Origin of the sequence: Streptomyces sp. NPDC005963 (assembly GCF_040638655.1) — a bacterium.
GTDB lineage: Bacteria > Actinomycetota > Actinomycetes > Streptomycetales > Streptomycetaceae > Streptomyces.
In genome coordinates this window covers 48,350-74,876 of sequence record NZ_JBEXVD010000016.1, presented here as the reverse complement: position 1 = coordinate 74,876, position 26,527 = coordinate 48,350, and the positions used below count along the sequence as shown (strand labels likewise).

Below are 26,527 nucleotides of genomic sequence, written 5' to 3'. Positions count from 1 at the left end.
CGCTACCTCGGAGGTTGCAGGACTATGACACCCCTACGTTCGTCGCGGACCCAGCGCATCGCCGGAGCGGCGCTGGTGGTGGCCGCCCTCACGGCCACGGCGGCATGTGGCGGAGGCGGCTCCAAGGACGGTGAGGGCGACGGCAAGGCGGCAGGCTACAACGCCGGCGCCAAGGGCATCGCCAATCCGTCCACCAAGCAGGGCGGCACGCTGAAGTTCATCGGCAAACAGGACTTCGACTCCACCGATCCACAGCGCCAGTACTACGGGATGGCCTGGGACTTCTCCCGCTTCTACGCCCGCCAGTTGATCTCCTACGCGCCCAAGCCCGGTCAGGCCAGCGCCGAACTGGTACCGGACCTCGCCAAGGCCAAGGCCCAGATCTCGAACGACGGCAAGACGTACACGTACCAACTGCGGGACGGGATCACCTGGGAGGACGGCACGCCGATCACCTCCCAGGACATCAAGTACGGCATCCAGCGGACCTGGGCAACCGACGTCATCACCGGCGGGCCGAGCTATCTGCGCCAGGTGCTCGACCCCAAGGGCGAGTACAAGGGCCCCTACAAGGACACCACCCCGGACAAGCTGGGGCTGAAGGCGATCCAGACCCCCGACGCCAAGACCATCGTCTTCAACCTGACCACTCCCAACGGCGACTTCGAGCAGATGCTCGCCATGCCGTCCGGCTCCCCGGTGAAGAAGGAGAAGGACACGGCGGGCAAGTACCAGCTCAAGCCGTTCTCGTCGGGCCCGTACAAGTTCGAGTCGTACACCCCGAAGAAGGGTGCGGTCCTCGTCCGCAACGACAAGTGGCAGCGCGACTCCGACCAGATCAGGGCCGCCCTCCCGGACAAGATCACGGTCACGATCAACTCCAACATCGAGGCGATCGACGAACTGCTGATCAAGGGCGAGTACGACCTCGACCTGAACGCCACCGGCATGGGCCAGGCGGGTCGCACCAAGGCGTTCACCAAGCACCGCGCCAACCTCGACAACATCGAGACCAGCTTCATCCGCTACGTCGACATCGCCACCAAGGTCGCGCCGTTCGACAACATCGAGTGCCGCAAGGCCGTCATCTACGCGGCCGACTACCACTCGATGCAGACCGTGCGCGGCGGCCCCGAGGCCGGCGGCGAGATCGCCACCAACATGCTGCCCAAGTCCATCAAGGGCTCGGACGACTACGACCCGTACGGCATCCTGGCGCGCAAGGGCAAGCCCGACGTGGCCAAGGCCAAGGCCGCGCTGAAGGCGTGCGGCAAGCCGAACGGCTTCACCACCACCATCAGCGCCCGCAGCAACAACCCGGGCGAGGTGCAGACCGCCGAGGCGCTCCAGCAGTCCCTCCAGGCCGTCGGCATCAAGGCCGAGGTGGAGTCCATCGACGGCGCCGAGTCCTCCAGCATCACCGGCTCGCCCGCCGTGGTGAAGCAGCGCGGCCTCGGACTGGTCATGACGGGCTGGGGCCCCGACTTCCCGACCGGGCAGGGCTTCTCCCAGCCGCTGGTCGACGGCCGTTTCATCGCCCCGAACGGCAACTACAACGTCTCCGAGACCAATGACCCGAAGATCAACAAGTTGTTCGACGATGCGCTGAAGGAGACCGACCCCGGCAAGGCCGCCACCATCTACACGCAGATGAACCACGCGGTGGCGGACCTCGCCGTCCAGATGCCCTTCATCTACGAGAAGAACTTCACCTGGCGCAGCTCGCGACTGACGAACGCCTACTCGTCGGCCGCGTACAACGGTCGCTACGACTACGTCTCGCTGGGCGTCGTCAAGTAGTCCGTCGGGTCCCTCGCACCGGATCCGGGGCGGCAGTGAGCCGTGCGATCCGTACGAGGGACCCTCGGCGGCATCTGATCCGAGAGTGCCGACGGGACCGCCCAACGGTCCCGTCGGCACCGCTCAGCCCCACGACAGCGTCACACCCCACCATCGCCCAACCCGCCAAGCCCGAAGGGCAGGTGATGGCCTCGGGTGGCGACCCGGAGGACCGGAGCCCGCTCCGGCCCCGGATCGTCGCCGGGCCGCGCACAGTGCTTGCTTATGTCATCCGGCGCTTGTTCGCCGTCGCCATGATGTTGATGGTCGTCACCCTGACGACCTTCGTCATCTTCTTCGTACTCCCGAAGTGGGCAGGTTCCGATCCGGCGTACCTCTTCGCCGGGAAGCAGACGGACCCCGCCGCCATCGAGGGCATCCGACAGAAGCTCGGGCTCTCCGATCCGGTGCTCGTACAGTTCTGGAACTTCCTCCAGGGCCTGGTCGCCGGGCGCGAGTACACCAACGGCTCGGATGTCACCCAGTGCCCGGCTCCCTGCTTCGGCTACTCCTTCCGCACCGAGCAGGAGGTCTGGCCGCAGTTGACGGAGGCCATCCCGGTCACGCTGTCGCTCGCCGCGGGGGCCTGCGTCCTGTGGGTGGTCGGCGGGGTGGCCGCGGGCGTGGTCTCCGCGCTGCGCCGCGGCACCCTGTGGGACCGGGCGGCGATGACCGTCGCCCTGGCCGGTGTCTCGCTGCCGATCTACTTCACCGGACTGATCTCGCTCGCGATCTTCAGCTACCAACTCGACTGGATCAGCGGTGAGTACGCGCCGGTCGAGGAGGACCCGGCGCAGTGGTTCCAGACCCTGATCCTGCCCTGGATCACCCTGGCGCTGCTGTACGCGGCCATGTACGCGCGGCTGACCCGCGCCACCATGCTGGAGATCCTCGGCGAGGACTACATCCGCACCGCCCGCGCCAAGGGCCTGACCGAGCGGGTCGTCATCGGGCGGCACGCGATGCGTTCCACCTGGACGCCCGTGCTGACGCTCCTCGGCCTCGACCTCGGTGCGCTGATCGGCGGGGCGGTCCTCACCGAGTCCACCTACAGCCTGCCCGGGCTCGGACGCCTCGCCATCGACTCCATCGAGGGCAAGGACCTTCCGCTGATCCTCGGCGTCACCCTGTTCGCGGCCCTGTTCATCTGTGTCGCCAACCTCGTGGTGGACCTGTTGTACGCCATCGTCGACCCACGAGTGAGGATCGGATGAACAGCGCCCCCACCACAGGGCCCGTCTCTCCCGGCGGTGCCCCCGGCGAGGTCGCGGCGGCCGGCTCGCCCGCGCCGACGGCCTTCCTCGAAGTGCGCGACCTACGGGTGCACTTCCCCACGGACGACGGGCTGGTGAAGTCCGTCGACGGCCTCAGCTTCCGGTTGGAGAAGGGCAAGACGCTCGGCATCGTCGGCGAATCCGGCTCCGGGAAGTCCGTGACCTCACTGGGCATCATGGGCCTGCACACCGCCGGTCAGTACGGCCGTCGCAAGGCACAGATCTCCGGCGAGGTCTGGTTGGACGGCAAGGAACTGCTCGGCGCCGACCCGGACGAGGTCCGCAGGCTCCGCGGCCGGGATATGGCGATGATCTTCCAGGACCCGCTGTCCGCACTGCACCCCTACTTCACGATCGGTCGCCAGATCGTGGAGGCGTACCGGGTGCACCACGACACCGACAAGAAGACCGCCCGCAAGCGGGCGATCGAACTCCTCGACCGGGTCGGCATCCCCCAGCCCGATCAGCGGGTGGACAGCTATCCGCACGAGTTCTCCGGGGGGATGCGCCAGCGCGCGATGATCGCGATGGCGCTGGTCAACAACCCCGAGCTGCTGATCGCCGACGAGCCGACGACCGCGCTCGACGTGACCGTGCAGGCGCAGATCCTCGATCTGATCCGCGACCTCCAGCGGGAGTTCGGCTCGGCCGTCATCGTCATTACCCACGACCTGGGGGTGGTCGCCGAACTCGCGGACGACATCCTGGTGATGTACGGCGGGCGCTGTGTGGAGCGCGGACCGTCGGAACAGGTCTTCTACGAGCCTCAACACCCCTACACCTGGGGCCTGTTGGGTTCCATGCCGCGCATCGACCGCGACCACGCCGAGCGCCTGGTACCCGTGAAGGGGTCCCCGCCCAGTCTGATCAACCTGCCGCACGGCTGCGCCTTCCATCCGCGCTGCCCCTACGCGGACCTGCCCAAGGACCAGGTGACGCGGACCGTACGCCCCGAACTCCAGCAGGTGTCCGACGGGCACTTCTCCGCCTGTCATCTGCCGCGGGAGCAGCGGACGCGGATCTGGACCGAAGAGATTGCGCCCCGGCTGTGAGCGACGACGTGAAGATTCCCCAGCAGCAGAGCGCGTCCGATGCGCTGTTGACCGTGGACGGACTGGTCAAGCACTTCCCGATCCGGGAGGGGCTGCTCAAGCGGCAGACCGGCGCCGTGCAGGCGGTCGACGGGCTGACGTTCGACGTGCGGCCGGGCGAGACCCTGGGGGTGGTGGGGGAGTCCGGGTGCGGCAAGTCGACGATGGGCCGGCTGATCACCCGGCTGTTGGAGCCGACCGCTGGGAAGATCACCTTCCAGGGGCAGGACATCACCCATCTCTCCGTGGGGCAGATGCGGCCCCTGCGGCGGGATGTGCAGATGATCTTCCAGGACCCGTACTCCTCGCTCAACCCCCGGCACACCATCGGCACGATCGTCTCCGCGCCCTTCAAACTCCAGGGCATCACCCCGGAGGGCGGGATCAAGCGGGAGGTACAGCGGCTGCTGGAACTGGTCGGCCTCAACCCGGAGCACTACAACCGGTATCCGCACGAGTTCTCCGGCGGCCAGCGCCAGCGCATCGGCATCGCACGGGCCCTGGCGCTCAAGCCCAAGCTGGTGGTGGCGGACGAGCCGGTGTCCGCGCTCGACGTCTCGATCCAGGCGCAGGTGGTGAATCTGCTCGACGACCTCCAGGACGAGCTGGGGCTCACCTATGTGATCATCGCCCATGACCTCTCGGTGATCCGCCATGTGTCCGACCGGATCGCGGTCATGTACCTCGGCAAGATCGTGGAACTGGCCGACCGGACCTCGCTCTACGAATCCCCCCTCCACCCGTACACCAGGGCGCTGCTGTCGGCGGTGCCGGTGCCCGATCCCAGGCGCCGGGGCGTCAAGAGCGAGCGCATCCTGCTCAAGGGGGACGTGCCGTCGCCCATCTCACCCCCGCAGGGCTGCCGCTTCCACACCCGCTGCTGGAAGGCGACCGAGGTCTGCACCCGGACCGAGCCGCCGCTGGTGGCACTGAAACCGGGGCAGTCGGTGGCGTGCCACCATCCGGAGAACGCGGCGGACCGGGTGCCGGACGAAGAGGTGCTGGAGTCGGCGCGGAACGCGGTCGACGTGGTGCCGCTCGCCCCGGAGCCCGTATCTCCTGAGCGGAAGCGGTCATCGGATTCCGGGCAGAGGGGCCCGCACGCCCGGAAGCCGTCGGGAGGCGCCCCCGCCGAGTAGACCCGGCACAATCGTCCGGTGCTCCATGAACTCTTCTCCCCCTCCGTCCAACATGCGCTCGACCTCGCCGGAATCTTCGTCTTCGCGATCTCCGGTGCACTGCTCGCGGTACGCAAGAACTTCGACGTCTTCGGCATCGCCGTGCTGGCCGAGGTGACCGCGCTGGGCGGAGGGCTCTTTCGCGACCTGATGATCGGAGCGGTGCCCCCGGCCGCCTTCACCGATCTCGGCTACTTCCTGATGCCGCTGGTCGCGACGGCGCTGGTCTTCTTCCTCCACCCGGAGGTCGAGCGCATCCAACTGGGGGTGAACGTCTTCGACGCGGCGGGCCTCGGCCTCTTCTGCGTGACGGGCACGATCAAGGCGTACGAGTACGGTCTGGGGCTGACCTCGTCCGCGGTGCTGGGGCTCGCGACCGCCGTGGGCGGCGGCGTGCTGCGGGACGTGCTGGCCAATGAGATCCCTTCCCTGCTGCGCTGGGACCGCGATCTGTATGCGGTTCCTGCGATCGTCGGCGCCACGATGGTGGTGCTCTGCATCCGCTGGGAGGTGCTGAACACGCTCACGACCGTGCTCGCCGTCGTGACCGCCTTCTCGTTGCGGCTGCTGGCCCTGCGCTTCCACTGGCGGGCACCGCGGGCGTGGAACCGCCGCTCGTCCGCGGCCGAGGAGGTCTGAAGCCCGCACGCGGCCTCCGGTCCGGCCCCTCCCGGTCCGGCCGGTTCCGGTCCGGCCGGTTCCGGTCCGGCCGGTTCCGATAGCAGGCAAAAGCTACCGCTTAGTAGTTCATTGTTGTACGGTGCCGTCATGGCACAGGCAGTACAGGCATCCATCGGCGACAGCGAGTTCGACCGGGACACCGCCGTCACCCTTCGCGCCCCCGGCGTCTACGACGCCTTCCTCTCGCCCGGCTGGACGATCATCCGCGCCATCAACGGCGGCTATCTGCTGGCCCTGCTCGGCCGGGCCCTGGGCGACGCACTGGCCCACCCCGACCCGTTCACCGTCTCGGCCCACTATCTGAGCGCGTCCGCGCCCGGTCCTGCCACCATCCGCACCGAGACCATAAGGACCGGTCGGACGCTCTCCACCGGTCAGGCGTCCCTGATCCAGCAGGACGAAGACGGCACGGAGGTCGAACGCATCCGCGTACTGGCGACCTACGGTGACCTGGACGCACTTCCCGACGAGGTGCGGACCTCGGCGAGTCTGCCGCCCATCCCCGCCCACGGCAGCTGTCTGAGCGCGTCCGATGCACCGGTACCCGCCATCTCCGGCAGCTCGGAGATCCTCCACCGCATCGACATCCGCCTCGACCCGGCGACCGTGGGCTGGGCGGTCGGCGCCCCCTCCGGCAAGGGGGAGATGCGCGGCTGGTTCTCCCTCGCGGACGGTCGCGACCCCGACCCGCTGTCGCTGCTGCTGACCGTGGACGCACTGCCGCCCACCGCCTTTGAGCTCGGGCTCCAGGGATGGACGCCGACGGTGGAGCTCACCACCCACGTCCGCGCCCGTCCGGCACCCGGTCCGCTGCGGGTCGCCATCACCACCCGCAACCTCGCCGGCGGCTTCCTGGAGGAGGACGCGGAGGTCTGGGATAGCAAGGACCGTCTCGTCGCCCAGTCGCGCCAGCTGGCCAAGACCTCCCGCTGACGCCCGCCCCGCCCGCCCCGCCCGCTCGGCAACGAGCGGCACGGGATGCCGCGGGACGGCCGCTGCGGGTGTCCTTCGGAGTCGACGCCGGGCGCCGCCGCCCGGCGTCGGCGGGTCCGTGCGGCTGGAACACGTATGCGCCGCACCAGGGCTCCACCCCGGCCTCGTAGAATCGTGGCCACCATGGCATACCTCGACCACGCTGCGACGACTCCGATGCTGCCGGAGGCCATCGACGCGATGACCGCGCAGCTCACCGTCACCGGCAATGCCTCCGCACTGCACGGAGCGGGCCGCCGCGCCCGCCGTACGGTCGAGGAGGCCCGGGAGACCCTCGCCGATGCACTCAGTGCCCGACCCAGCGAGGTGGTGTTCACCTCGGGCGGTACGGAAGCGGACAATCTCGCGGTCAAGGGCCTGTACTGGCAGCGCCGGGACGCCGATCCCGCCCGGACCAGAGTGCTCGCCAGCCCGGTCGAACACCACGCGGTGCTCGACGCCGTCGAATGGCTCGGCGAACACGAGGGCGCGACCGTCGAGTACCTGCCCGTCGACGCCTATGGGCGGGTGCATCCCGATGCCCTGCGCGAGGCCGTCGAACGCGACCCGGACTCCGTCGCCCTCGCCACCGTGATGTGGGCGAACAACGAGATCGGCACCATCATGCCGATCAAGGAGCTCGCCGCCGTGGCCGCCGAGTTCGGCATCCCCCTGCACGCGGACGCCGTCCAGGCGTTCGGGCAGATCGAGGTCGACTTCGCGGCATCCGGCCTCGCCGCCATGACCGTCTCCGCCCATAAGATCGGCGGCCCCTACGGCATCGGTGCCCTGCTGCTCGGGCGCGAGTACACCCCGGTCCCCGTGCTCCACGGCGGTGGACAGGAACGACACGTGCGGTCCGGGACGCTCGACGCTCCGGCGATCGCCTCCTTCGCCGTCGCGGGACGGCTCGCCGCCGAGCACCACAAGGAGTTCGCCCGCGAGGTCGGCGGTCTGCGCGACGCCCTGGTGGACGCCGTACGGACGGCCGTCCCCGACGCGATCCTCGGCGGTGACCCCGACGACCGGCTCCCCGCCAACGCCCACTTCACCTTCCCCGGCTGCGAGGGCGACTCGCTGCTGCTGCTGCTCGATGCCCAGGGCATCGAGTGCTCCACCGGATCGGCGTGCACGGCGGGCGTCGCCCAGCCCAGCCATGTGCTGCTCGCCACGGGCACCGATCCCGACCTGGCCCGGGGCACCCTGCGCTTCAGCCTCGGGCACACCTCCACCCGGGCCGATGTGGACGCGGTCGCCCGGGCGATCGGGCCCGCCGTGGAACGGGCCCGTACGGCAGGTCTCAGCTGACCCTCGCCCGCCACGGCCGCCCCACCCATCCGGGACGTCACACGGCCTTCCCGTCGGGCTGCGGCGCCGCCCGGGCGCGCTTCACCAGCTCGATGTAGCGGTCCCAGTCCCAGTGCGGACCCGGGTCCGTGTGGTCCGTGCCCGGCACCTCCACATGGCCGATGATGTGCGAGCGGTCCACCGGCAGGTCGTAGCGCGCGCAGATGCCGGCCGTCAGTTTCGCCGAACCCCGGTACATCGCGTCGGTGAAGTCCTGCGGGCGGTCCACGAAGCCCTCGTGCTCGATACCTATGCTCCGCTCGTTGAACCCGCGGTTGCCCGCGTGGAAGGCCACGTCGAGCTCCCGGATCATCTGCGCCACGTGCCCGTCCTTCCGGACGACGTAGTGCGTGGCAGCCCCGTGGCCCGGGTTCTTGAAGACCTTCAGCGCGGTCGGAAAGCTGCCCTGGACGACATGGATGATCACGCGGTCGATGCGGTAGTCGTCGGGGCGGTCCGCCAGCCGCCAGTTCGCCCGGGAGGCCGCTGTCCACTCCGCCCCGGGGTGGTCCAGCTCACCGTCCTTGCGCGGCTTGGTCATCCCCGGCACCTGCCACCACAGCCGCCGCAACTCGTCCTGCGCGAGCAGTCCGCCACCGCCCAGCACCACGGCGGTACCGCCGATGATCAACCCCCGCCGACCGATCTTCGGCCGGCCGGCCCTGCGTCTACCACGCTCTGCATCGCTCCCCATGAGCTGTTCAACGTATATCCGCGACTCCCCGGTTCCCGAGGCCCGTACCCTGGTAGGGCTATGACTCAGACATCCCAGCGCCCCCTGCGTGTGCTCGCCGCCATGTCGGGCGGAGTGGACTCCGCCGTTGCCGCCGCCCGCGCCGCCGAGGCCGGACACGACGTGACGGGAGTGCACCTCGCCCTCTCCGCGAACCCGCAGTCCTTCCGTACGGGTGCGCGCGGCTGCTGCACCATCGAGGACTCGCGCGACGCCCGCCGCGCCGCGGACATCATCGGCATCCCCTTCTACGTGTGGGACCTCGCCGAGCGATTCCGTGAGGACGTGGTCGAGGACTTCATCGCCGAGTACGAGGCCGGCCGCACCCCGAACCCCTGCCTGCGCTGCAACGAGAAGATCAAGTTCGCCGCGCTGCTGGACAAGGCCCTCGCCCTCGGCTTCGACGCGGTGTGCACCGGCCACTACGCGACGGTGGTGCTGGCGGCGGACGGCAGCCGCGAACTGCACCGGGCCAGCGACATGGCCAAGGACCAGTCGTACGTCCTCGGTGTCCTCGACGAGCGCCAGCTCGCCCATGCGATGTTCCCGCTGGGTGACACGCTCACCACCAAGGACGAGATCCGGGCGGAGGCGGAGCGGCGCGGTCTCGCGGTCGCCAAGAAGCCGGACAGCCACGACATCTGCTTCATCGCGGACGGCGACACCCAGGGCTTTCTCGCGGGGCGCCTCGGCACGGCGGAGGGCGACATCCTCGACGAGTCGGGCGCCAAGCTCGGCACGCACGACGGCGCCTTCGGCTTCACGATCGGCCAGCGCAAGGGCCTGCGGATCGGACACCCCGCGCCCGACGGCAAGCCGCGTTACGTCCTGGACATCTCCCCGGTCAACAACACCGTGACGGTCGGGCCCGTCGAGGCGCTCGACGTCACCGCGCTCACGGCCATCCGGCCCCGCTGGTGCGGAACCGCTCCCACCGGCCCGGGCACGTACACCGCACAGCTGCGCGCCCACGGCGGCGAGACCGAGGTCACGGCCTCGCTCGACGGCGATGAGCTGACGGTCCACTTCACCGAGCCGGTGCGGGGCGTCGCTCCCGGGCAGGCGATCGTGCTGTACGACGGCACCCGTGTGGTCGGCTCGGCGACGATCTCCGCGACCCGCAAGGCGTCGGTCTCGCTGGCCTGAGCCGTACGGTCGGTGGCGCGGCCCAGGTCGGCTCGGCGACGATCTCGACGATTTCCCGCCGCCGCGAGGGGTTGCCGGCGCGAGGGGTCGACACAGCCCCCTTCAGGCGGTGAAGAAGTCCGCCAGCACCGGGGCCAGCACATGCGGGGCCACCTCATGGGTCTGGCCGGTCAGGGTGCGGTGTCTGCCCCGGGGGAGCGCACGGGCGACCAGGGCGGCTGCCTCCCGCATCCAGGGCGGACTGGCACCCCCGTCCACCACCATCACCCGGATGCCGACGCGCTTTAGCAGGGCCGTCGGCACCGTGCCGTTCCCCATCACCGCGTGGTCGTGCGGCAGGGTGTGGGCGACCGTTTCCAACGCGGACCACAGGGGCGCCCTCCGCATGTCCGCGATGGTCTCGGACGGCATCCCCGCCTCGGTGAGGAAGACCGCGAGCGCCTCCCCCCGCTCGCCCTCGGCCAGCAGTTCGTCCAGCCGCGCCACATAGGGGGCCGGTTTCTGGTCCACCCGTGCGGTCGGGCTGTAGGGCGGCTCGTACACCGAGAGTTGGGCGATGGGCACCCCGGCAGCGGCGGCGCGCAAGGCCAGTCCGCCGCCGGACGACGTCCCGTGCACACCGGTCTCGCCGCCCAGTTCGCCGATGAGCGCGGCGAGGTCCTCGACCTCGCGCTCCACGGCGTACGCGCCGCCCGGCCCGCTCGCGCCCCGGCCGCGGCGGTCGTAGGTGACGACGGTGAAGCGCGGCGCGAGGAGTTCGGCGAGGGGGGAGTCCGTCGCGCCGGTGCACAGCGCGCCGCCGACCAGGACCAGCGGCGGGCCCTCGCCCCGCTGTTCGTAGGCGATCGGGGTGCCGTCCCGGGAGTGGACCTTGCCGAGCGTGGGGCTTGTCTTGTTCATGGGAGGGCTGACCGTCCCGTCTCGGGCAACTCATCGCTCGCGGAGAAGATTTTCTGGGGGAAATTCCATTGAAATATGAAAAGTTGACGCATCACCCATCTAGGCGGAGGAGAAGCACCCCGGTGGCCCCGGCACACCCCCTTACGGTGGGCCCATGGACATCTGCGTATTCCTCTCCGCCGCCGACCTCGACGAGCGCTACACGCGCCCCGCCCGTGAGTTCGCCGAACTCCTCGGCAAGGGTGGCCACACCCTGGTCTGGGGCGGCTCCGAGACGGGACTGATGAAGGTCGTCGCCGACGGGGTGCGGGAAGCGGGCGGGCGGTTGGTCGGAGTCTCCGTCGCATTTCTCCACACCCTCGCCCGCGCCGACGTCGACGAGATGGTGATCGCCAAGGACCTCGCCGAACGCAAGGCGTTGCTCCTCGCCAAGGCCGACGCCGTCGTGATCATGGTGGGAGGCACCGGGACGCTGGATGAGGCCACCGAGATCCTGGAGTTGAAGAAGCACGGCCACCACACCAAACCGGTCGTCCTGCTCAACACCGCCGGCTTCTACGACGGACTCAAGGCCCAGTTCCGACGGATGGACGCCGAGGGCTTCCTCCCGCTCCCCCTCACCGATCTCGTCTTCTTCGCCGAAGACGGGGTGTCCGCCCTCGCCTACCTGGAGGAATCGGCCGGAGTGCAGTAGTCCGCGAGGAGGGTGCGAGCATGTCCGCATGGCTACTCATCTGATCACCGGCGCTGGCTCGGGCATCGGCGAGGCCGTCACCCGCAGGCTCCACGCCCGCGGTGACGACCTCATCCTGTTGGCGCGCGACGCCGGCCGCGCCAAGGAACTCGCCGCCGCCCACCCCGGGGCGCGCACCCTCGTCGCCGACCTGGCCGATCCCGACCGAATCTCCTGGGCCTTCTCCCACCAGCCCATGCCCGACCGGCTCGACTCCCTGGTGCACGTCGCCGGCATCGTCGACCTCGGCCCGATCGCCGAGATGCGGCCGAAGACCTGGCACCAGCAGCTCAACGTCAATTTGATCTCCCCCGCCGAGCTGACCCGGCTCCTCCTGCCGCAACTGCGCGCCTCCCGCGGACAGGTCGTCTTCATCAACTCCGGAGCCGGACTCCGGGCGAGTCCCCAGTGGGGCGTGTACGCCGCGTCCAAGCACGGGCTCAAGGCGCTCGCCGACTCCCTGCGCCAGGAGGAACACGCCCACGGAGTACGGGTCACCTCCATCCACCCCGGTCGCACCGCCAGCCCCATGCAGGCCAAGGTGCACTCCCAGGAGGGCAAGGAGTACGACCCCTCCGAGTGGATCGACCCCGAGTCGGTGGCGACGACCGTCGTGACCGCGATCGATCTGCCCAGGGACGCCGAGATCACCGATCTGAGCGTGCGCCCCGGCCGCTGAGGGACGGAACCGAACGCCCGGCCGGGCACCGGGGCCCACCGCCCGGGACGTACGCTTCCCGGGTGAGCGAGACGAGCAAGAAGCACGAGTTCAGCTGGGGTCCCGCGACGGGCGTCGGGTCCATGCCCGGGACGGACGCGCGCGAGGCCGCGAAGACCGTCACCGGTTCCTTCGAAGCCTTCCCCCACCTGCCCGAACTGCCCGCCCGCGGGCCCGGCGCCGACATGATCGGCCGCACGATCGGACTCCTCGTCGAGTTGTACGGCCACGTCGAGCCCAGCGGCTGGCGGATCAGTGACCGCCCCGGACGCGACACCCGTCGCGCCCGCTCCTGGCTCGGCGAGGACCTCGATGCCCTGGAGGAGTTCACACAAGGGTACGAAGGCCCGCTGAAGGTGCAGGCGGTGGGACCCTGGACGCTCGCTGCGGCCCTGGAACTGCGCAACGGCGAATCCACGCTCTCCGACCCCGGCGCCTGCCGCGATCTCGCCGCCTCCCTCGCGGAGGGCCTGCGCACCCACCTCGCGGACGTCCGCCGCCGGGTCCCGGGCGCCGACGTGGTCCTCCAGCTCGACGAGCCGTCGCTCACCGCGGTCCTCCAGGGGCGCGTCCGATCGGCCAGCGGCTACCGCACCCACCGCGCCGTCGACCGCCAACTCGTCGAGTCCGCACTGCGCGACCTGATCGCGGACGAACCGGTGGTCGTGCACTCCTGCGCCCCCGACGTCCCCTTCGCACTGCTGCGGCGGGCCGGGGCCGTCGGTCTCTCCTTCGACTTCGAGCTCCTGACGGAGCGTGATGAGGAACCGCTGGGCGAGGCCGTCGAGGCCGGCACCAAGCTGTTCGCCGGAGTCGTACCGCCCACCGACGCCGGATTGTCAGACCCGGGCGGTAGCGTCATGGGTGTTCGGACGCTGTGGCGCAGGTTGGGGCTGAACCCGGGGACGCTAGCCCAGTCCTTGGTGATCACCCCCGCATGTGGTCTCGCAGGCGCCTCCCCGGCGTACGCACGGGAGGCGCTCGCCCACTGCGTCCGTGCCGCGAGATCACTCGCAGATAACCCTGAGTAATGGGTGTTGGGAATCGGAGGACATAACGGTGGCTGGCGAAGAGCAGACGGGACTGCCGGCGGAGGCGTCGGCGGAGCTGCCGGTACGGGCGCGCGAGCAGCACGCGGAACTCGCCGAGCAGATCGAGGAGCACCGTCGCCGTTACTACGGCAAGGACCAGCCCGTCGTCAGCGACGCCGAGTTCGACACCCTGCTGCGCTCCTTGGAGGCGCTCGAAGGGGAGTACCCGGCGCTGCGCACGCCCGACTCCCCGACCCAGAAGGTCGCCGGGGACTACGAGACGGACCTGACCAAGGTCGAGCACAGCGAGCAGATGCTGTCCCTGGACAACGCCTTCGACGAGGCGGAGCTGGTGGCCTGGGCCGAGCGGGTGGAGCGGCAGGCCGGGAGCAAGGACTTCCACTTCCTGTGCGAGCTCAAGATCGACGGGGTCGCCGTGAACCTCACCTACGAGAAGGGGCGTCTCATCCGGGCGGCGACCCGGGGCAACGGCCTGGTCGGTGAGGACGTCACAGCGAACGTCCGTACCATCACTGACATCCCCGAGCGCTTGCAGGGCGAGCGTATCCCCGAGCTGGTGGAGATCCGTGGTGAGGTCTTCTTCCCGATGGATGAGTTCCAGGAGTTGAACGCCCGTCGGGTCGCCGCCGGCGAGCAGCCCTACGCCAACCCCCGCAACTCCGCCTCCGGTTCGTTGCGCCAGAAGGATTCGAGGGTCACCGCGACCCTGCCGCTGCACATGGTGGTGCACGGTATCGGCGCCCGGAAGGGTTTCGACATCGACCGCCTTTCGCACGCCTACGACCTGCTGCGCGAATGGGGTCTGCCCACGGCCCGGCACAACAAGGTGGTGGACTGTCTCGACGGGGTCCGGGAGTTCATCGCCCACTTCGGTGAGAACCGCCACTCCATGGAGCACGAGATCGACGGCGTGGTCGTCAAGCTCGACGAGATCCCCCTCCAGGGCCGGCTCGGCTCCACGACGCGTGCCCCGCGCTGGGCCATCGCCTGGAAGTACCCGCCTGAAGAGGTCAACACCAAGCTCCTCGCCATTCGTGTCGGAGTCGGCCGCACTGGCAGGGTCACCCCGTACGCCCAGGTGGAACCGGTCAAGGTGGCGGGCTCCGAGGTGGAGTTCGCCACCCTGCACAACCAGGAGGTGGTCAAGGCCAAGGGCGTCCTCATCGGCGACACGGTCGTCCTGCGCAAGGCGGGAGACGTCATCCCGGAGATCCTCGGCCCCGTGGTCGACCTGCGGGACGGCAGCGAGCGGGAGTTCGTGATGCCTACCAAGTGCCGAGACTGCGGCACCGCACTAAAGCCGATGAAGGAGGGCGATGTCGATCTGCGCTGTCCCAACGCCCGCTCCTGCCCGGCCCAGTTGCGCGAGCGGCTGTTCTACCTCGCCGGCCGCAAATGCCTGGATATCGAGCACTTCGGCTATGTCGCCGCCGCCGCCCTGACCAATCCCCTGGAGCCAGGTATCCCGCCGCTCCAGGACGAGGGGGACCTCTTCTCGCTGACGGCCGATCAACTGCTCCCCATCAAGGCGTACGTCCTCGACCAGGACAGCGGTCTGCCCAAGCGGGACCCGCAGACGGGTCAGGAGAAGATCGTCACGGTCTTCGCCAACCAGAAGGGCGAGCTGAAGAAGAACGCCGTCGGGATGCTGGAGAACATCGCAGCGGCCAAGGAGCGTCCGCTCGCCCGGGTGCTCACCGGACTGTCCATCCGCCATGTGGGCCCCGTGGCCGCCGAGGCACTCGCCCGGGAGTTCCGCTCCATCGACCGGATCAGGGAGGCGACCGAGGAACAACTGGCCGCGACCGACGGTGTCGGGGCGATCATCGCGGCCTCGCTCAAGCAGTGGTTCGCCGAGCCGTGGCACGAGGAGATCCTCCGGAAATGGGCCGCCGCTGGAGTACGGCTGGAGGAGGAGGGTGCCGGAGAGGACGAAGGCCCCCGTCCGCTCGAAGGTCTCACCGTGGTCGTGACCGGAACGCTTGAGCGGTATACGCGGGATGGCGCAAAAGAAGCCCTCCAGAACCTTGGTGCAAAAGTGACTGGTTCTGTTTCTAAGAAAACTGCGTTCGTTGTGGTGGGTGACAACCCCGGTTCCAAGTACGACAAGGCCATGCAGTTGAAGGTCCCCGTTCTGGACGAGGACGGGTTCGTCATCCTGCTCGAACAAGGGCCCGAAGAGGCGCGTGAGGCGGCAGTGCCGCAAGAGGAGTAACGCAGGGGGCGTACGCGGCGTCAACGATGGGCACACCCAGAAAATGGCAAGAGGCTTATCCGACGGGAACAAGCCGTCTTCTCCCTTAGCGGAACGACGGGTACAGGTCACCCGTTCAGCGCATAGCAGATGGATAAGGGTGGCCGGGTCGCATTCGGGCAAGAGCTGTAGAGCGCTGCCCGTGAATGCGTTCCGCCACTTACTGTTGAATCGTGCGCCTGTCGTGCACGGCCGCGTGATGAGATTCGCGTGATGAGATTTCAGTCGTGGTGGCATGACAACGGGAACCATCGCGAAGCATCGGCACCGCCGGCTGTGAGAGGGACGGGAATGGAACCGACCGAGAGCGCCGCCCCGGTCTCACGGCCGCGCGGATCCGCGGCCCTTGCTGGCCTGGCCCCTCAACTGCCGGCCGTGGTGGTCGCCTGCGCCGCACTGGTGCTCACGGCCGGGGTCGTCGACGCCGTTCGCCACGGCCATGCCCTCTTCCCCGGCTCCACGGTGGGCTGGGCCTTCGCGGCCCTCACCGGAATCATCGTCGGGCACCTGGTGGCACTGGGACGCGACCGCTGGTGGGGCGGCACCGGTTCGGGTGCCGCCCTCACCGTCGCCGTGCTCCTCCTCTACGGCTGGCTGCCGGCCGGCCTGGTAAGCCTGGCCGTCGTCACCCTCGTCGGCGCCGCCCGGCGCAACCGCTGGCGGCACGGCGTCGTGCACGGCTCCGCCGACATCCTCGGACTGGGAGCCGCCGCACTCGTCCTCGACCTGTTCGGTGCGTCACCGAGCGTCAAGGACCCCTGGGACCCACTCGACTGGGGCATCGGCACCGCCCATGAAGTCGCCATCGCCGCCACCGTCTATCTCGCGGTGGCCCGACTGCTGCTGTGGTTCGTCCTCGCTCCCCAGCGCGGCGGCCTGCCCACCATCGCCCGAACGGCCCTGTTGCGACAGGGGCTCATAGCAGTGGCACTGCTCGGGATCGCCCCGCTGATCTGCGTGGTCGCCGTCGCCAGGCCCCTGCTGCTGCCGCTGTTCGCGGTACCGCTGATAGCCCTGGACTCCACCCTGTGGATCGCCCGCGCCCGGGCCGAGGAGCAGCTGCGCGATCCGCTCACCGGACTGCCCAACAGACAGTGGCTGCTGGAGCGGACCTGGGCCGCCCTGGAGGACGCCGAGAACAGCGGAACGCGCGCCGCGCTCGTCCTGATCGACCTCGATCGGTTCCGGTCGGTCAATGACACACTCGGTCATCTGGCGGGTGATCGACTCCTGCTCCAGATAGCCCAGCGGCTGCGGCACGCCCTACCGCGCGGCGCCGAGGCGGCCCGGCTCGGCGGCGACGAGTTTGCCGTGCTGCTGCCCACCGCCGACTCCATCACCAGCGCGCAGCGCATCGCCCGCCAACTGGCCACCGAACTCTCCTCGCCCCTCGATCTCGACGGGCTCACCCTCGTGCTGGAGGCCAGCGCCGGCGTGGCCGTCTTCCCGGAACACGCACTGGACGCCGAGGGCCTGCTGCGCCGGGCGGACGTGGCGATGTACCAGGCCAAGCGCGATCGCACGGGCGTCGAGGTGTACGAGTCCAAGCGGGACAGCAACACCCCCGACCGGCTCGGTCTCCTGGGCGATCTCCGTAGGGCCCTCGATGCGCGCGAGGTCGAGTTGCACTACCAGCCCAAGGTCCGGTTCGACGGGCACGTCGCCGGCTTGGAGGCCCTGGTGCGCTGGGTCCACCCGGACCGCGGCCGGGTGCCCCCCGACGAGTTCATCGCGATCGCCGAGTCGTCCGGCCTGATGCCCCATCTCACCGAGTACGTCCTCGACACCGCCCTGGCGCAGGTCGCCCGGTGGCGTGCGCAGGGGTTGGACGTGCCGGTCGCGGTCAACGTCTCCCCGCGTGACGTGCACACCCCGGGGTTCGCGGGTTCGGTCGCCGCCCGACTGGCCCGGCACGGCGTTCCTGCGGGTTCGCTCCAACTGGAGATCACCGAGCACGTTCTGCTGGAGGATCCCCAGCGGGCCGCGGACACCCTCGCAGGGTTGACCGACCACGGGGTCAAGATGTCGCTGGACGACTTCGGCACCGGCTACTCCTCCCTCGTCCACCTGCGTCGCCTCCCCGTCAGCGAGCTGAAGATCGACCGCTCGTTCGTGGCCCGGCTCGCGGTGGACAACGAGGACGCGGAGATCGTCCGCTGCACCGTGGACCTGGCCCATTCCCTGGGGCTCCTGGTCGTGGCGGAGGGTGTCGAGGACGACGAGACCTGGGAGCGGCTGAGGGATCTGGGGTGCGATGCGGTGCAGGGCTGGCTGGTGGCCGCCGCCATGCCGCCGCAGGAGGCCACCGCGTGGCTCCGGGCGCGGGGTGAGCGGGGCTGGCAGCGGCAGGTGGAGTCCGCCGCCGCTGCACCGGCCGTCGCGCCGGCTCCCGTCACCGCCTCGACACCGGCGGTGGCGCCCGCGGTCGCACCGAGCAGTCCGGCCCCCGTGGAGAACCCCGGACAGGTGGTTCCCTGAGCCGGGGCGCATGGCCTGGCCGCAGCTGAGTCCTGCCGGGGCCGGCGGGACGGTGCTGCATGGCGCCGTGCGCGCCGCAGAACCTCCCGTACCCCTGCCGGCTTCCGTGTTGATGCCGTCAAGCGCGCCCGGGCCGCCGGAGCTCCAGGTGTGACGGGCCCTTCCGAGCCCGTGCCGTTCGGTGCCCGTCCTTCGAACCCACGGCGCCGTTCTCGCCAGGGAACCGGGGGCAGCAGCAGGCCCCGCGGCCGTACGGAACCAGAGCCCGGGCCGTACGGAACCAGAGCCCGGGCCGTACGGAAGCAGACCGACGGCGCCCGAGAAGGAGACGCGACAGCCGGCGAGGCAGCGACGCCAACAGCAGCGAGGACGGTGACGAGAGGGAGAACCGTTTCGTGGTCACCCGCCCCTGCCCCATAGGATTGGGCCAAACCACACGCACTCACCCCTGAGGATCGCTGCATGCCTGGCATTACGCGCGAGGAGGTCGCCCACCTCGCCCGGCTGGCGCGTCTGGAGCTTTCCGGCGAGGAACTCGACCACTTCGCCGGTCAGCTCGGCGACATCATCGGCGCGGTCGCCCGCGTCGCCGAGGTCGCCGATCAAGACGTACCCCCGACCTCCCATCCGCTGCCGCTGACCAATGTCATGCGCGCGGACGAGGTCCGTCCCTCGCTCACCCCCGAGCAGGCGCTCTCCGGCGCTCCTGCCCAGGAGCAGCAGCGTTTCAAGGTGCCGCAGATCCTGGGGGAGGACTAACCACGATGTCGGACATCATCAAGCTCTCCGCGGCCGAGATCGCCGCGAAGATCGCCGCCGGCGAACTCACGGCCGTCGAGGTCACCGAGGCCCATCTGGCTCGGATCGACGCCATCGACGAGAAGGTGCACGCCTTCCTCCACGTGGATCGCGAGGGTGCCATCGCCCAGGCGCGCGCCGTCGACGCCAAGCGCGCGGCGGGTCAGGAACTCGGCCCGCTCGCCGGTGTCCCGCTCGCGCTGAAGGACATCTTCACGACCAAGGGCATCCCCACGACGGTCGGATCCAAGATCCTCGAAGGCTGGATCCCGCCGTACGACGCCACCTTGACGCGCAAGCTCAAGGAGGCCGACGTCGTCATCCTCGGCAAGACCAACATGGACGAGTTCGCCATGGGGTCCTCCACCGAGAACAGCGCCTACGGCCCCACCGGCAACCCCTGGGACCTGACGCGCATCCCCGGCGGCTCCGGCGGCGGCTCCAGTGCCGCGCTCGCCTCGTACGAGGCACCGCTGGCCATCGGCACGGACACGGGCGGCTCCATCCGCCAGCCCGCGGCCGTCACCGGCACGGTCGGCGTCAAGCCCACCTACGGCGGGGTCTCCCGCTACGGCATGGTCGCCTTCTCGTCCTCCCTCGACCAGGGCGGCCCCTGCGCCAGGACGGTGCTGGACGCAGCCCTGCTGCACGAGGTCATCGCCGGTCACGACCCGCTGGACTCCACCTCCATCGACGCTCCGGTGCCGCCGGTCGTCGAAGCGGCGCGCAACGGCAGCGTCGCGGGGATGCGGGTCGGCGTGGTGCAGCAGTTCCGCGGCGAGGGCTACCAGGCCGGCGTGGTGCAGCGGTTCGACGAGTCGGTCGAGCTGCTGAAGTCGCTGGGCGCCGAGATCGTCGAGTTGGACTGCCCCTCGTTCGACCTCGCGCTCTCCGCCTACTACCTCATCGCGCCGTCCGAGTGTTCCTCGAACCTCGCCCGCTTCGACGCGATGCGCTACGGCCTGCGCGTGGGCGACGACGGTACGAAGTCCGCCGAGGACGTCACCGCACTCACCCGTGAGGCCGGCTTCGGCGACGAGGTCAAGCGTCGGATCATCCTCGGTACGTACGCACTGAGCTCCGGCTACTACGACGCCTACTACGGCAGCGCCCAGAAGGTCCGGACGCTGATCAAGCAGGAGTTCGACCAGGCGTTCGAGCAGGTCGACGTGATCGTCTCGCCGACCACTCCGACCACGGCGTTCCCCATCGGCGAGCGCGCGGACGACCCGATGGCGATGTACCTTGCGGACCTGTGCACCATTCCGACCAACCTGGCCGGCAATGCGGCGATGTCGCTGCCCTGCGGGCTGGCTCCGGAGGACAACCTCCCGGTCGGACTACAGATCATCGCCCCCGCCATGAAGGACGACCGGCTCTACAAGGTCGGCGCCGCCGTCGAGGCCGCCTTCGTGCAAAGGTGGGGTCACCCACTGCTGGAGGAGGCACCGTCGCTGTGAGCGCACTGACCAAGGCCAAGGGCTTCAAGAAGTCGAAGACCGGGACGTACCTGTCGATCGGGACCACCGCCTTCGGTGCGGTGAGCGTGCTCAAGCAGGCGAAGAAGGCCCGCAGCGAGCACGACACGCTCCGGCTGCTCGACGCCGCGATCTCCGCCGCCGCCATCGTCACCGGCGTCGCCCTGCTGGTGCGCGAGCTCAAGCGCATCGGCGACGACGACGTCCTGTTCGGCTGAGAGGGAAAGTTTCACCGTGACCGTCACTGAACTGGTGTCGTACGAGGCCGCTCTGGCCGAGTACGACCCCGTCATGGGCCTTGAGGTCCATGTCGAGCTGGGTACGCGGACGAAGATGTTCTGCGGCTGCTCCACCGAGCTGGGTGCCGAGCCCAACTCGCAGACCTGCCCCACCTGTCTCGGCCTGCCCGGCTCGCTCCCGGTCGTCAACGCGATCGGCGTCGAGTCCGCCATCAAGATCGGCCTCGCGCTCCACTGCGAGATCGCCGAATGGTGCCGTTTCGCCCGGAAGAACTACTTCTATCCGGACATGCCGAAGAACTTCCAGACCTCCCAGTACGACGAGCCGATCGCCTTCAACGGCTATCTGGACGTCCAACTGGAGGACGGTGAGGTCTTCCGCGTGGAGATCGAGCGCGCGCACATGGAGGAGGACACCGGCAAGTCGACCCACGTCGGCGGCGCCACCGGCCGCATCCACGGCGCCTCCCACTCGCTGCTCGACTACAACCGCGCCGGCATCCCGCTCATCGAGATCGTCACCAAGCCCATCGAGGGCGCGGGCGAGCGGGCCCCCGAGGTCGCCAAGGCGTACGTCGCCGAGCTGCGCGAGCTCATCAGGGCGCTCGGCGTCTCCGAGGCCCGGATGGACAAGGGCCAGATGCGCTGTGACGTGAACCTCTCCCTGCGGCCCAACGGCACCCAGACGTTCGGCACGCGCAGCGAGACGAAGAACGTCAACTCGCTCCGCAGTGTCGAGCGCGCGGCCCGGTTCGAGATCCAGCGGCATGCGGCCGTACTGGGCGCCGGGGGGACGATCGTCCAGGAGACCCGTCACTTCCACGAGGAGGACGGTTCCACCACCTCCGGACGGATCAAGGACAACGCCGAGGACTACCGGTACTTCCCGGAGCCCGACCTCGTGCCCGTGGCCCCGCCCCGGGAGTGGGTGGAGGAGTTGCGCGCGGGTCTGCCCGAGCTGCCGCGCCTGCGCCGCAAGCGGCTGCGCGAGGACTGGGGCGTCTCCGAGCACGACATGCAGTCGATCCTCAACGCCGGTGCGGTGGATCTGATCGTCGCGACCACCGAGGCCGGTGCCCCGTCCGACCAGGCCCGCAAGTGGTGGATGGGCGAGCTCGCCCGGAACGCCAACGAGTCCGGCCGGGCCCTGGACGAACTGCCCATCACTCCGGCGCAGGTCGCTCGGGTGACGGCGCTGGTCGCCGCCGGGGACCTCAACGACAAGCTGGCCCGCCAGGTCATCGAGGGTGTCCTCGCGGGTGAGGGCGACCCGGACACCGTCGTGGAGAAGCGCGGGCTGAAGGTCGTCTCGGACGAAGGCGCCCTCGGGACCGCAGTCGACGAGGCGATCGCTTCGAACGCGGCCGTCGCGGACAAGATCCGCGGGGGGAAGGTGGCGGCCGTGGGCGCGCTGGTGGGCGCGGTCATGAAGGCCACGCGCGGCCAGGCTGACGCCGCCCGCGTCAAGGAAATGATCCTGGAGAAGCTCGGGGTCAGCGAAGGCTGAGCACCGGCGGCTCCGTCCGCGATGATCGGTTCAAGGGTCTTGTCGCACGGAGAGTGCGGCAAGACCCTTGCCGTTTCCCCGAGTTCAGCGGGTCGAGGCGCGCAGCGGTGAGTCCGCCCGCTGCTGGCCAACCGTGGGGCTCGCCGGTGGGGTGACCCGCCCACCGGGGGGTGAATCCCGTCCGAAGTGGCGCGGACGCCGTTGCATGGCCTCCTCTGTCGTCCACCGAGGGGAGACCTTGATGAACCTCCGCACCACAGCCGTCGCACTCGTACTGGTCGCCGGTGCGATCCTGGGCGGCGCAGGGACCGCCGCAGCGGGCAGCGACGCCGACGGCACTGCTGCGGTCTCTCCGGGCGTGCTGTCGGGGAACACCATCCAGATCCCGGTCCGCATTCCCCTGAACATCTGCGGGAACACCGTCGATGTCCTCCTCGGGGTGCTGAACCCCGCCGGCGGCAGCCTGTGCATCAACACGTCCGACGAAGCACACTGATCGCGGCCAGACGCCCCGGGCGGCGCCACACGGGCGGCTGTGAGTCCCGAGACGGCGTCCGCGGGGCGTCGAACGTCAGATCCCCCCTCGGGCATCTGGTCGACCGGGGCAACCGGCTTCGCAGCCGGACGGGACGGCGCGTTTTGGGAGTCGCTTCAGTGCCGCACCCCGAGGCCGGGGAGCAGCAGCTCTCCCCGGTCCTTGCAGCTGACGTCCCGTGCCCGCAGCTCCTTGGGTTCCCGGGTGCCCCGCGCGCGCAGCTCCGCTATGGCGAGGCGGGCTGCCTCCGCCGCTTCGGCCCGCTCCGGTTCGGGGAACTCGGCCTGCCACCAGCCCCGGTCGCACGAGTGCCAGCCCCGGTTCTGCATCATGCGCGCACGCTCCTCGCCGTCTTCGCCGTCCCGATCGTCCACCGACACCTGGAGTCCTTCGGCCAGGGCGTAGGAGACGTGTATCTGGCGTCCGCGGTCGGCCCCGCTGGTCAGACTGAAGCCCGCCCAGTCCCCGCCGACCTGGACGGCCAACTGCTCCACCCAGGCGGTGAGCAGCAGTGTGAGCGCGCTTTCGAAGTGTCTGAGGCTCGATGCCATGCGACCGGCGGTGCGCTCGGTCGGCGGCTCTCCGGGCCCGCTGCGGTCCAGCTGCCAGATGTAGGGGAGGAGGTCGAAGTCGTGCTGTTCGTCGGCCGACCACGCACCGCCCCACTGGAAGATCCGCATCTCCTCGGCCTCCAGGGCGTCGGTGCGATGCACCGAGAGCTCTGCGCCGTGCGGGCGGCCGGCGAGCAGCACGATGCGTTCGGCGTCGCGCCAGCGGACATGGGGGCCCGAGGCCGAGCCGCCGTAGAGGGTGGGTTCTCCGATACGGGCGACGATCGCCCCGTACACCTCGCGGAACGCTTCGCGGCGCATCCGCAGGGTGGTGTGCGGCGCGTGCGCGAGCACCGGTACGGGGCCGTATCCGAGGTAGGCGCCGGGGGCTTCGTGCAGTGCCATGGCGAACTCGGCTGCCTCGCTCGGACGGAGGATCGGCTGATTGGTCCCCGTGGTCTCCATGCCGTCCATCGTGCCAGCCGCCTCTGACAACACCCGTTGCACAAAGGGTCGTTTACGGTCAGTAGTTGGCCATTTCTGTCATGTTGAGGTCAAAGTAAGTACTGCGTAAGCCCCGTCACGTTGACCTCCTTGTTCACTTCTGATCCATCTTGGCTCAGTTGCCACTGTGAGTAAGCCCACGAATGGTGCTCGAACGGACAAAGGATCACCATTGACTGTCAGAGTGTCTCCGTAGGTCATGCGTTCTTTGCGGGTCGTTTCCGATAAAGATCCAGGAACCACCCAGGGAGCAGTCCGTTGGCAGCGATCGCCCGGTGGTGCATCAAGCACCGACTCGTCACCGTGCTGCTCTGGGCATTGACCTGTGCGGGTGTCGCGGCTGCCGCAGGCGCCACGGGAACGGCGTACTCCAACAACTACGAGGTCCCGGGCACCGAATCCGGTCGGGCCGCGGAACTCCTCGCCGAGGGCTTCCCGCACCAGAGCGGTGACGGCGGCACGATCGTCTGGCACGTCGATGAGGGCGGCGTCCGGGACGCCGACGTCCAGCAGAAGATGTCGGGGATGCTCGACGCGGTGGCCGCACTCGAATCCGTCGCCGACGTCAGCGGTCCCTACGATCCCGTGGGAGCCGCCCAGATCAGCCCGGACGGACGCACCGCCTACGCCTCCGTCACCTTCGAACAAGGTCTCGGCGACGTCCCGGACGCCCATGTGCAGAACGTCGTGGACACCGCGCAGGCCACTCGCGAGGACGGCCTCCAGGTCGAACTGGGCGGTACGGCCGTCGGCCCGATGGAGGCGCCGAGCGGGCACCTCGCCGAGGCGGTCGGGGTGGCCGTCGCCGCCCTCGTGCTCTTCCTCGCCTTCGGCTCGCTCGCGGCCAGTCTGCTGCCCATCGCCACCGCCCTGGTCTCCGTGGGCACCGCGTACGGGGGCATCGCCCTGCTGGGCCATGTGATGACCGTGGCCGATTTCGCGCCCATGCTCGGAATGCTGATCGGGCTCGGCGTCGGCATCGACTACGCGCTGTTCATCGTCACCCGACACCGCAAGGGCCTGCGGGCCGGCATGTCGGTCCCCGACGCCGCCCGGGAGGCGGTCGCCACCACCGGCCGCGCCGTGGTCTTCGCCGGCGCCACCGTCTGCATCGCCCTCCTCGGGATGCTGATCCTGCGGCTCGACTTCCTCAACGGCGTGGCCATAGCCGCGAGCCTCACGGTCGTCCTGACCGTGGCGGCGTCCGTGACCCTGCTGCCCGCCCTGCTGTCGTACATCGGGATGCGCGCCCTCAGCGGCCGGGAGCGCCGCCGGCTGGCGGAGCGCGGGCCGCGCCCGGAACTCCCGACCGGGTTCGCCGCCCGGTGGTCCGCCTACGTGGAGCGCCATCCCAAGCTCTTGGCCGTGGTTGCCGTGGTGGTCATGGCGGTCCTCGCGCTGCCCACGCTCTCCCTCCACCTCGGCACCTCGGACCAGGGCAACAGTCCGGCCACGTCCACCACCCGCAAGGCATATGACCTGCTGGCCCACGGCGGCCCCGACCAAGGCGGCGCCGGCGGTTTCGGCCCGGGGGTCAACGGTCCGCTCACCTTGGTCTCCCGGCTGGACGGCAGCGCCGAGCGGCTCGCGATGCAGCGGCTGCCCGAAGCGCTGAGGGGGGCGGAGGGCATCGCCTCGGTCGGGCCGGTCACGTACGACGCCGATGGCGACACGGCCGTGGTCACCGTCGTCCCCACCTCGTCGCCCCAGTCGAAGGACACCAGCGAACTCGTCGACCGGCTCCGCGATGACCTGGTGCCCGCAGCCGTGGACGGCAGCCCGCTCACCGTCCACATCGGCGGGGTGACCGCCGGCTACGACGACTTCGCGGCCGTCATAGTCGACAAACTGCCGCTGTTCGTCGGGGTCGTCATCACGCTCGGCTGTCTGCTGCTGCTGGTCGCCTTCCGCTCGGTCGGCATCCCGCTGAAGGCGGCGGCGATGAACGTGGCGGCCGTCGCCTCCTCCTTCGGCGTCGTCGTCGCGATCTTCCAGTGGGGCTGGGGCAGCGAACTGCTCGGACTGGGACCGGGCGGTCCCATCGAACCGTTCCTCCCGGTCATCATGGTCTCCGTCCTCTTCGGCCTCTCCATGGACTACCAGGTCTTCCTGGTCAGTCGGATGTACGAGGAGTGGTTGGAGACGGGGGACAACCGGCGGGCCGTACGCGTCGGCCTGGCCGAAACCAGTCGTGTGATCAACTCCGCGGCGGTGATCATGATCTCGGTCTTCCTCGCCTTCGTCCTCAGCGGCGACCGGGTCATCGCCATGTTCGGGATCGCGCTCGCCGCGGCGGTCGCCCTCGACGCCTTCGTCCTGCGGACGCTGCTGGTGCCGGCCCTGATGCATATGCTCGGACGGGCGAACTGGTGGCTGCCGGGCTGGCTGGACCGGATGCTGCCGAAGATCACCGTCGAGCCGCGGAGCGGCGACGCGGCGGTTGAGCTCCAGCGGCGGCCCAGCGACGACGAACAACTCGTCCCGTAGCCGTCTGCCGGCCGCAGTCCACAACCGCTCCC

Annotated in this window: 22 protein-coding genes; 19 read left to right on the top strand and 3 right to left on the bottom strand. The window is 69.6% G+C overall.

The window, feature by feature from the left end; translation table 11 throughout:
• Positions 1-24: 24 nt before the first annotated feature.
• The 7 genes from ABZ348_RS21450 to ABZ348_RS21420 all read left to right on the top strand — a co-directional run bounded on the left by ABZ348_RS21450 (position 25) and on the right by ABZ348_RS21420 (position 8,343).
• Positions 25-1,800, top strand: a complete 1,776-nt coding sequence (locus ABZ348_RS21450) for an ABC transporter substrate-binding protein (RefSeq protein WP_358935333.1) — start codon at positions 25-27, stop codon at positions 1,798-1,800.
• Between the two features lie 254 nt (positions 1,801-2,054).
• Positions 2,055-3,053, top strand: a complete 999-nt coding sequence (locus ABZ348_RS21445) for an ABC transporter permease (protein WP_358935489.1) — start codon at positions 2,055-2,057, stop codon at positions 3,051-3,053.
• Positions 3,050-4,165 (top strand): ABC transporter ATP-binding protein, encoded by a 1,116-nt coding sequence (locus tag ABZ348_RS21440; RefSeq protein WP_358935331.1) that lies wholly within the window; start codon positions 3,050-3,052, stop codon positions 4,163-4,165. The genes ABZ348_RS21445 and ABZ348_RS21440 overlap by 4 nt, the downstream gene beginning before the upstream one ends.
• The gene (locus ABZ348_RS21435) at positions 4,162-5,343 is read left to right on the top strand and encodes a dipeptide ABC transporter ATP-binding protein (protein WP_358935329.1); all 1,182 of its coding nucleotides are present in this window, start codon (positions 4,162-4,164) and stop codon (positions 5,341-5,343) included. The genes ABZ348_RS21440 and ABZ348_RS21435 overlap by 4 nt, the downstream gene beginning before the upstream one ends.
• An 18-nt stretch (positions 5,344-5,361) precedes the next feature.
• On the top strand, positions 5,362-6,021 hold the full coding sequence (locus tag ABZ348_RS21430; RefSeq protein ID WP_358935327.1) for a trimeric intracellular cation channel family protein: 660 nt from the start codon (positions 5,362-5,364) through the stop codon (positions 6,019-6,021).
• Between the two features lie 129 nt (positions 6,022-6,150).
• Positions 6,151-6,996 carry a thioesterase family protein gene (locus tag ABZ348_RS21425; protein ID WP_358935325.1) on the top strand — a complete coding sequence of 282 codons (846 nt, stop codon included), beginning with the start codon at positions 6,151-6,153 and terminating at the stop codon, positions 6,994-6,996.
• A gap of 183 nt (positions 6,997-7,179) precedes the next feature.
• Positions 7,180-8,343 carry a cysteine desulfurase family protein gene (locus ABZ348_RS21420; protein WP_358935323.1) on the top strand — a complete coding sequence of 388 codons (1,164 nt, stop codon included), beginning with the start codon at positions 7,180-7,182 and terminating at the stop codon, positions 8,341-8,343.
• Positions 8,344-8,380: 37 nt separating this feature from the next.
• Here ABZ348_RS21420 and ABZ348_RS21415 read toward each other — a convergent pair whose 3' ends face one another.
• Complete coding sequence (locus ABZ348_RS21415; RefSeq protein ID WP_358935321.1) at positions 8,381-9,076, bottom strand: N-acetylmuramoyl-L-alanine amidase; 696 nt, start codon at positions 9,074-9,076, stop codon at positions 8,381-8,383.
• A 60-nt stretch (positions 9,077-9,136) separates the two neighbouring features.
• Here ABZ348_RS21415 and mnmA point away from each other — a divergent pair, with 60 nt between their 5' ends.
• A complete protein-coding gene (gene mnmA / locus ABZ348_RS21410) occupies positions 9,137-10,261 on the top strand; it encodes a tRNA 2-thiouridine(34) synthase MnmA (protein ID WP_358935319.1) in 1,125 nt (374 codons plus the stop codon).
• A gap of 102 nt (positions 10,262-10,363) precedes the next feature.
• Here mnmA and ABZ348_RS21405 read toward each other — a convergent pair whose 3' ends face one another.
• Positions 10,364-11,161, bottom strand: coding sequence for an alpha/beta fold hydrolase (locus ABZ348_RS21405; protein WP_358935317.1), 798 nt, complete (start codon positions 11,159-11,161; stop codon positions 10,364-10,366).
• A gap of 154 nt (positions 11,162-11,315) precedes the next feature.
• Between ABZ348_RS21405 and ABZ348_RS21400 the strand changes: the two genes are divergently transcribed.
• The 10 genes from ABZ348_RS21400 (at position 11,316) to ABZ348_RS21355 (ending at position 22,914) form a co-directional block, all read left to right on the top strand.
• Positions 11,316-11,855, top strand: a complete 540-nt coding sequence (locus ABZ348_RS21400) for a TIGR00730 family Rossman fold protein (RefSeq protein WP_358935315.1) — start codon at positions 11,316-11,318, stop codon at positions 11,853-11,855.
• A gap of 28 nt (positions 11,856-11,883) precedes the next feature.
• A complete protein-coding gene (locus tag ABZ348_RS21395; protein ID WP_358935313.1) occupies positions 11,884-12,573 on the top strand; it encodes an SDR family oxidoreductase in 690 nt (229 codons plus the stop codon).
• A 62-nt stretch (positions 12,574-12,635) separates the two neighbouring features.
• Entirely contained in the window at positions 12,636-13,643 is a 1,008-nt protein-coding gene (locus ABZ348_RS21390) for a methionine synthase (RefSeq protein ID WP_358935311.1), read from the top strand.
• A gap of 52 nt (positions 13,644-13,695) precedes the next feature.
• A complete protein-coding gene (ligA, locus tag ABZ348_RS21385) occupies positions 13,696-15,879 on the top strand; it encodes an NAD-dependent DNA ligase LigA (protein ID WP_358935487.1) in 2,184 nt (727 codons plus the stop codon).
• A 330-nt stretch (positions 15,880-16,209) separates the two neighbouring features.
• Positions 16,210-18,396, top strand: a complete 2,187-nt coding sequence (locus ABZ348_RS21380) for a bifunctional diguanylate cyclase/phosphodiesterase (protein WP_358935309.1) — start codon at positions 16,210-16,212, stop codon at positions 18,394-18,396.
• A gap of 462 nt (positions 18,397-18,858) precedes the next feature.
• Positions 18,859-19,155 carry an Asp-tRNA(Asn)/Glu-tRNA(Gln) amidotransferase subunit GatC gene (gatC, locus tag ABZ348_RS21375; protein WP_250918118.1) on the top strand — a complete coding sequence of 99 codons (297 nt, stop codon included), beginning with the start codon at positions 18,859-18,861 and terminating at the stop codon, positions 19,153-19,155.
• A 5-nt stretch (positions 19,156-19,160) separates the two neighbouring features.
• A complete protein-coding gene (gatA, locus tag ABZ348_RS21370; protein ID WP_358935307.1) occupies positions 19,161-20,654 on the top strand; it encodes an Asp-tRNA(Asn)/Glu-tRNA(Gln) amidotransferase subunit GatA in 1,494 nt (497 codons plus the stop codon).
• Positions 20,651-20,890, top strand: coding sequence for a hypothetical protein (locus ABZ348_RS21365; RefSeq protein WP_358935305.1), 240 nt, complete (start codon positions 20,651-20,653; stop codon positions 20,888-20,890). Before gatA ends, ABZ348_RS21365 begins: the two co-directional genes overlap by 4 nt.
• Before the next feature lie 16 nt (positions 20,891-20,906).
• Positions 20,907-22,418, top strand: a complete 1,512-nt coding sequence (gatB, locus tag ABZ348_RS21360; RefSeq protein ID WP_358935303.1) for an Asp-tRNA(Asn)/Glu-tRNA(Gln) amidotransferase subunit GatB — start codon at positions 20,907-20,909, stop codon at positions 22,416-22,418.
• Between the two features lie 241 nt (positions 22,419-22,659).
• On the top strand, positions 22,660-22,914 hold the full coding sequence (locus tag ABZ348_RS21355) for a chaplin (RefSeq protein ID WP_358935301.1): 255 nt from the start codon (positions 22,660-22,662) through the stop codon (positions 22,912-22,914).
• Between the two features lie 155 nt (positions 22,915-23,069).
• On the opposite strand, the gene ABZ348_RS21350 is transcribed toward ABZ348_RS21355, so the two are convergent.
• On the bottom strand, positions 23,070-23,969 hold the full coding sequence (locus ABZ348_RS21350) for a hypothetical protein (RefSeq protein ID WP_358935299.1): 900 nt from the start codon (positions 23,967-23,969) through the stop codon (positions 23,070-23,072).
• A 297-nt stretch (positions 23,970-24,266) separates the two neighbouring features.
• Here ABZ348_RS21350 and ABZ348_RS21345 point away from each other — a divergent pair, with 297 nt between their 5' ends.
• Positions 24,267-26,495, top strand: coding sequence for an MMPL family transporter (locus ABZ348_RS21345; RefSeq protein ID WP_358935297.1), 2,229 nt, complete (start codon positions 24,267-24,269; stop codon positions 26,493-26,495).
• Positions 26,496-26,527 lie beyond the last annotated feature (32 nt).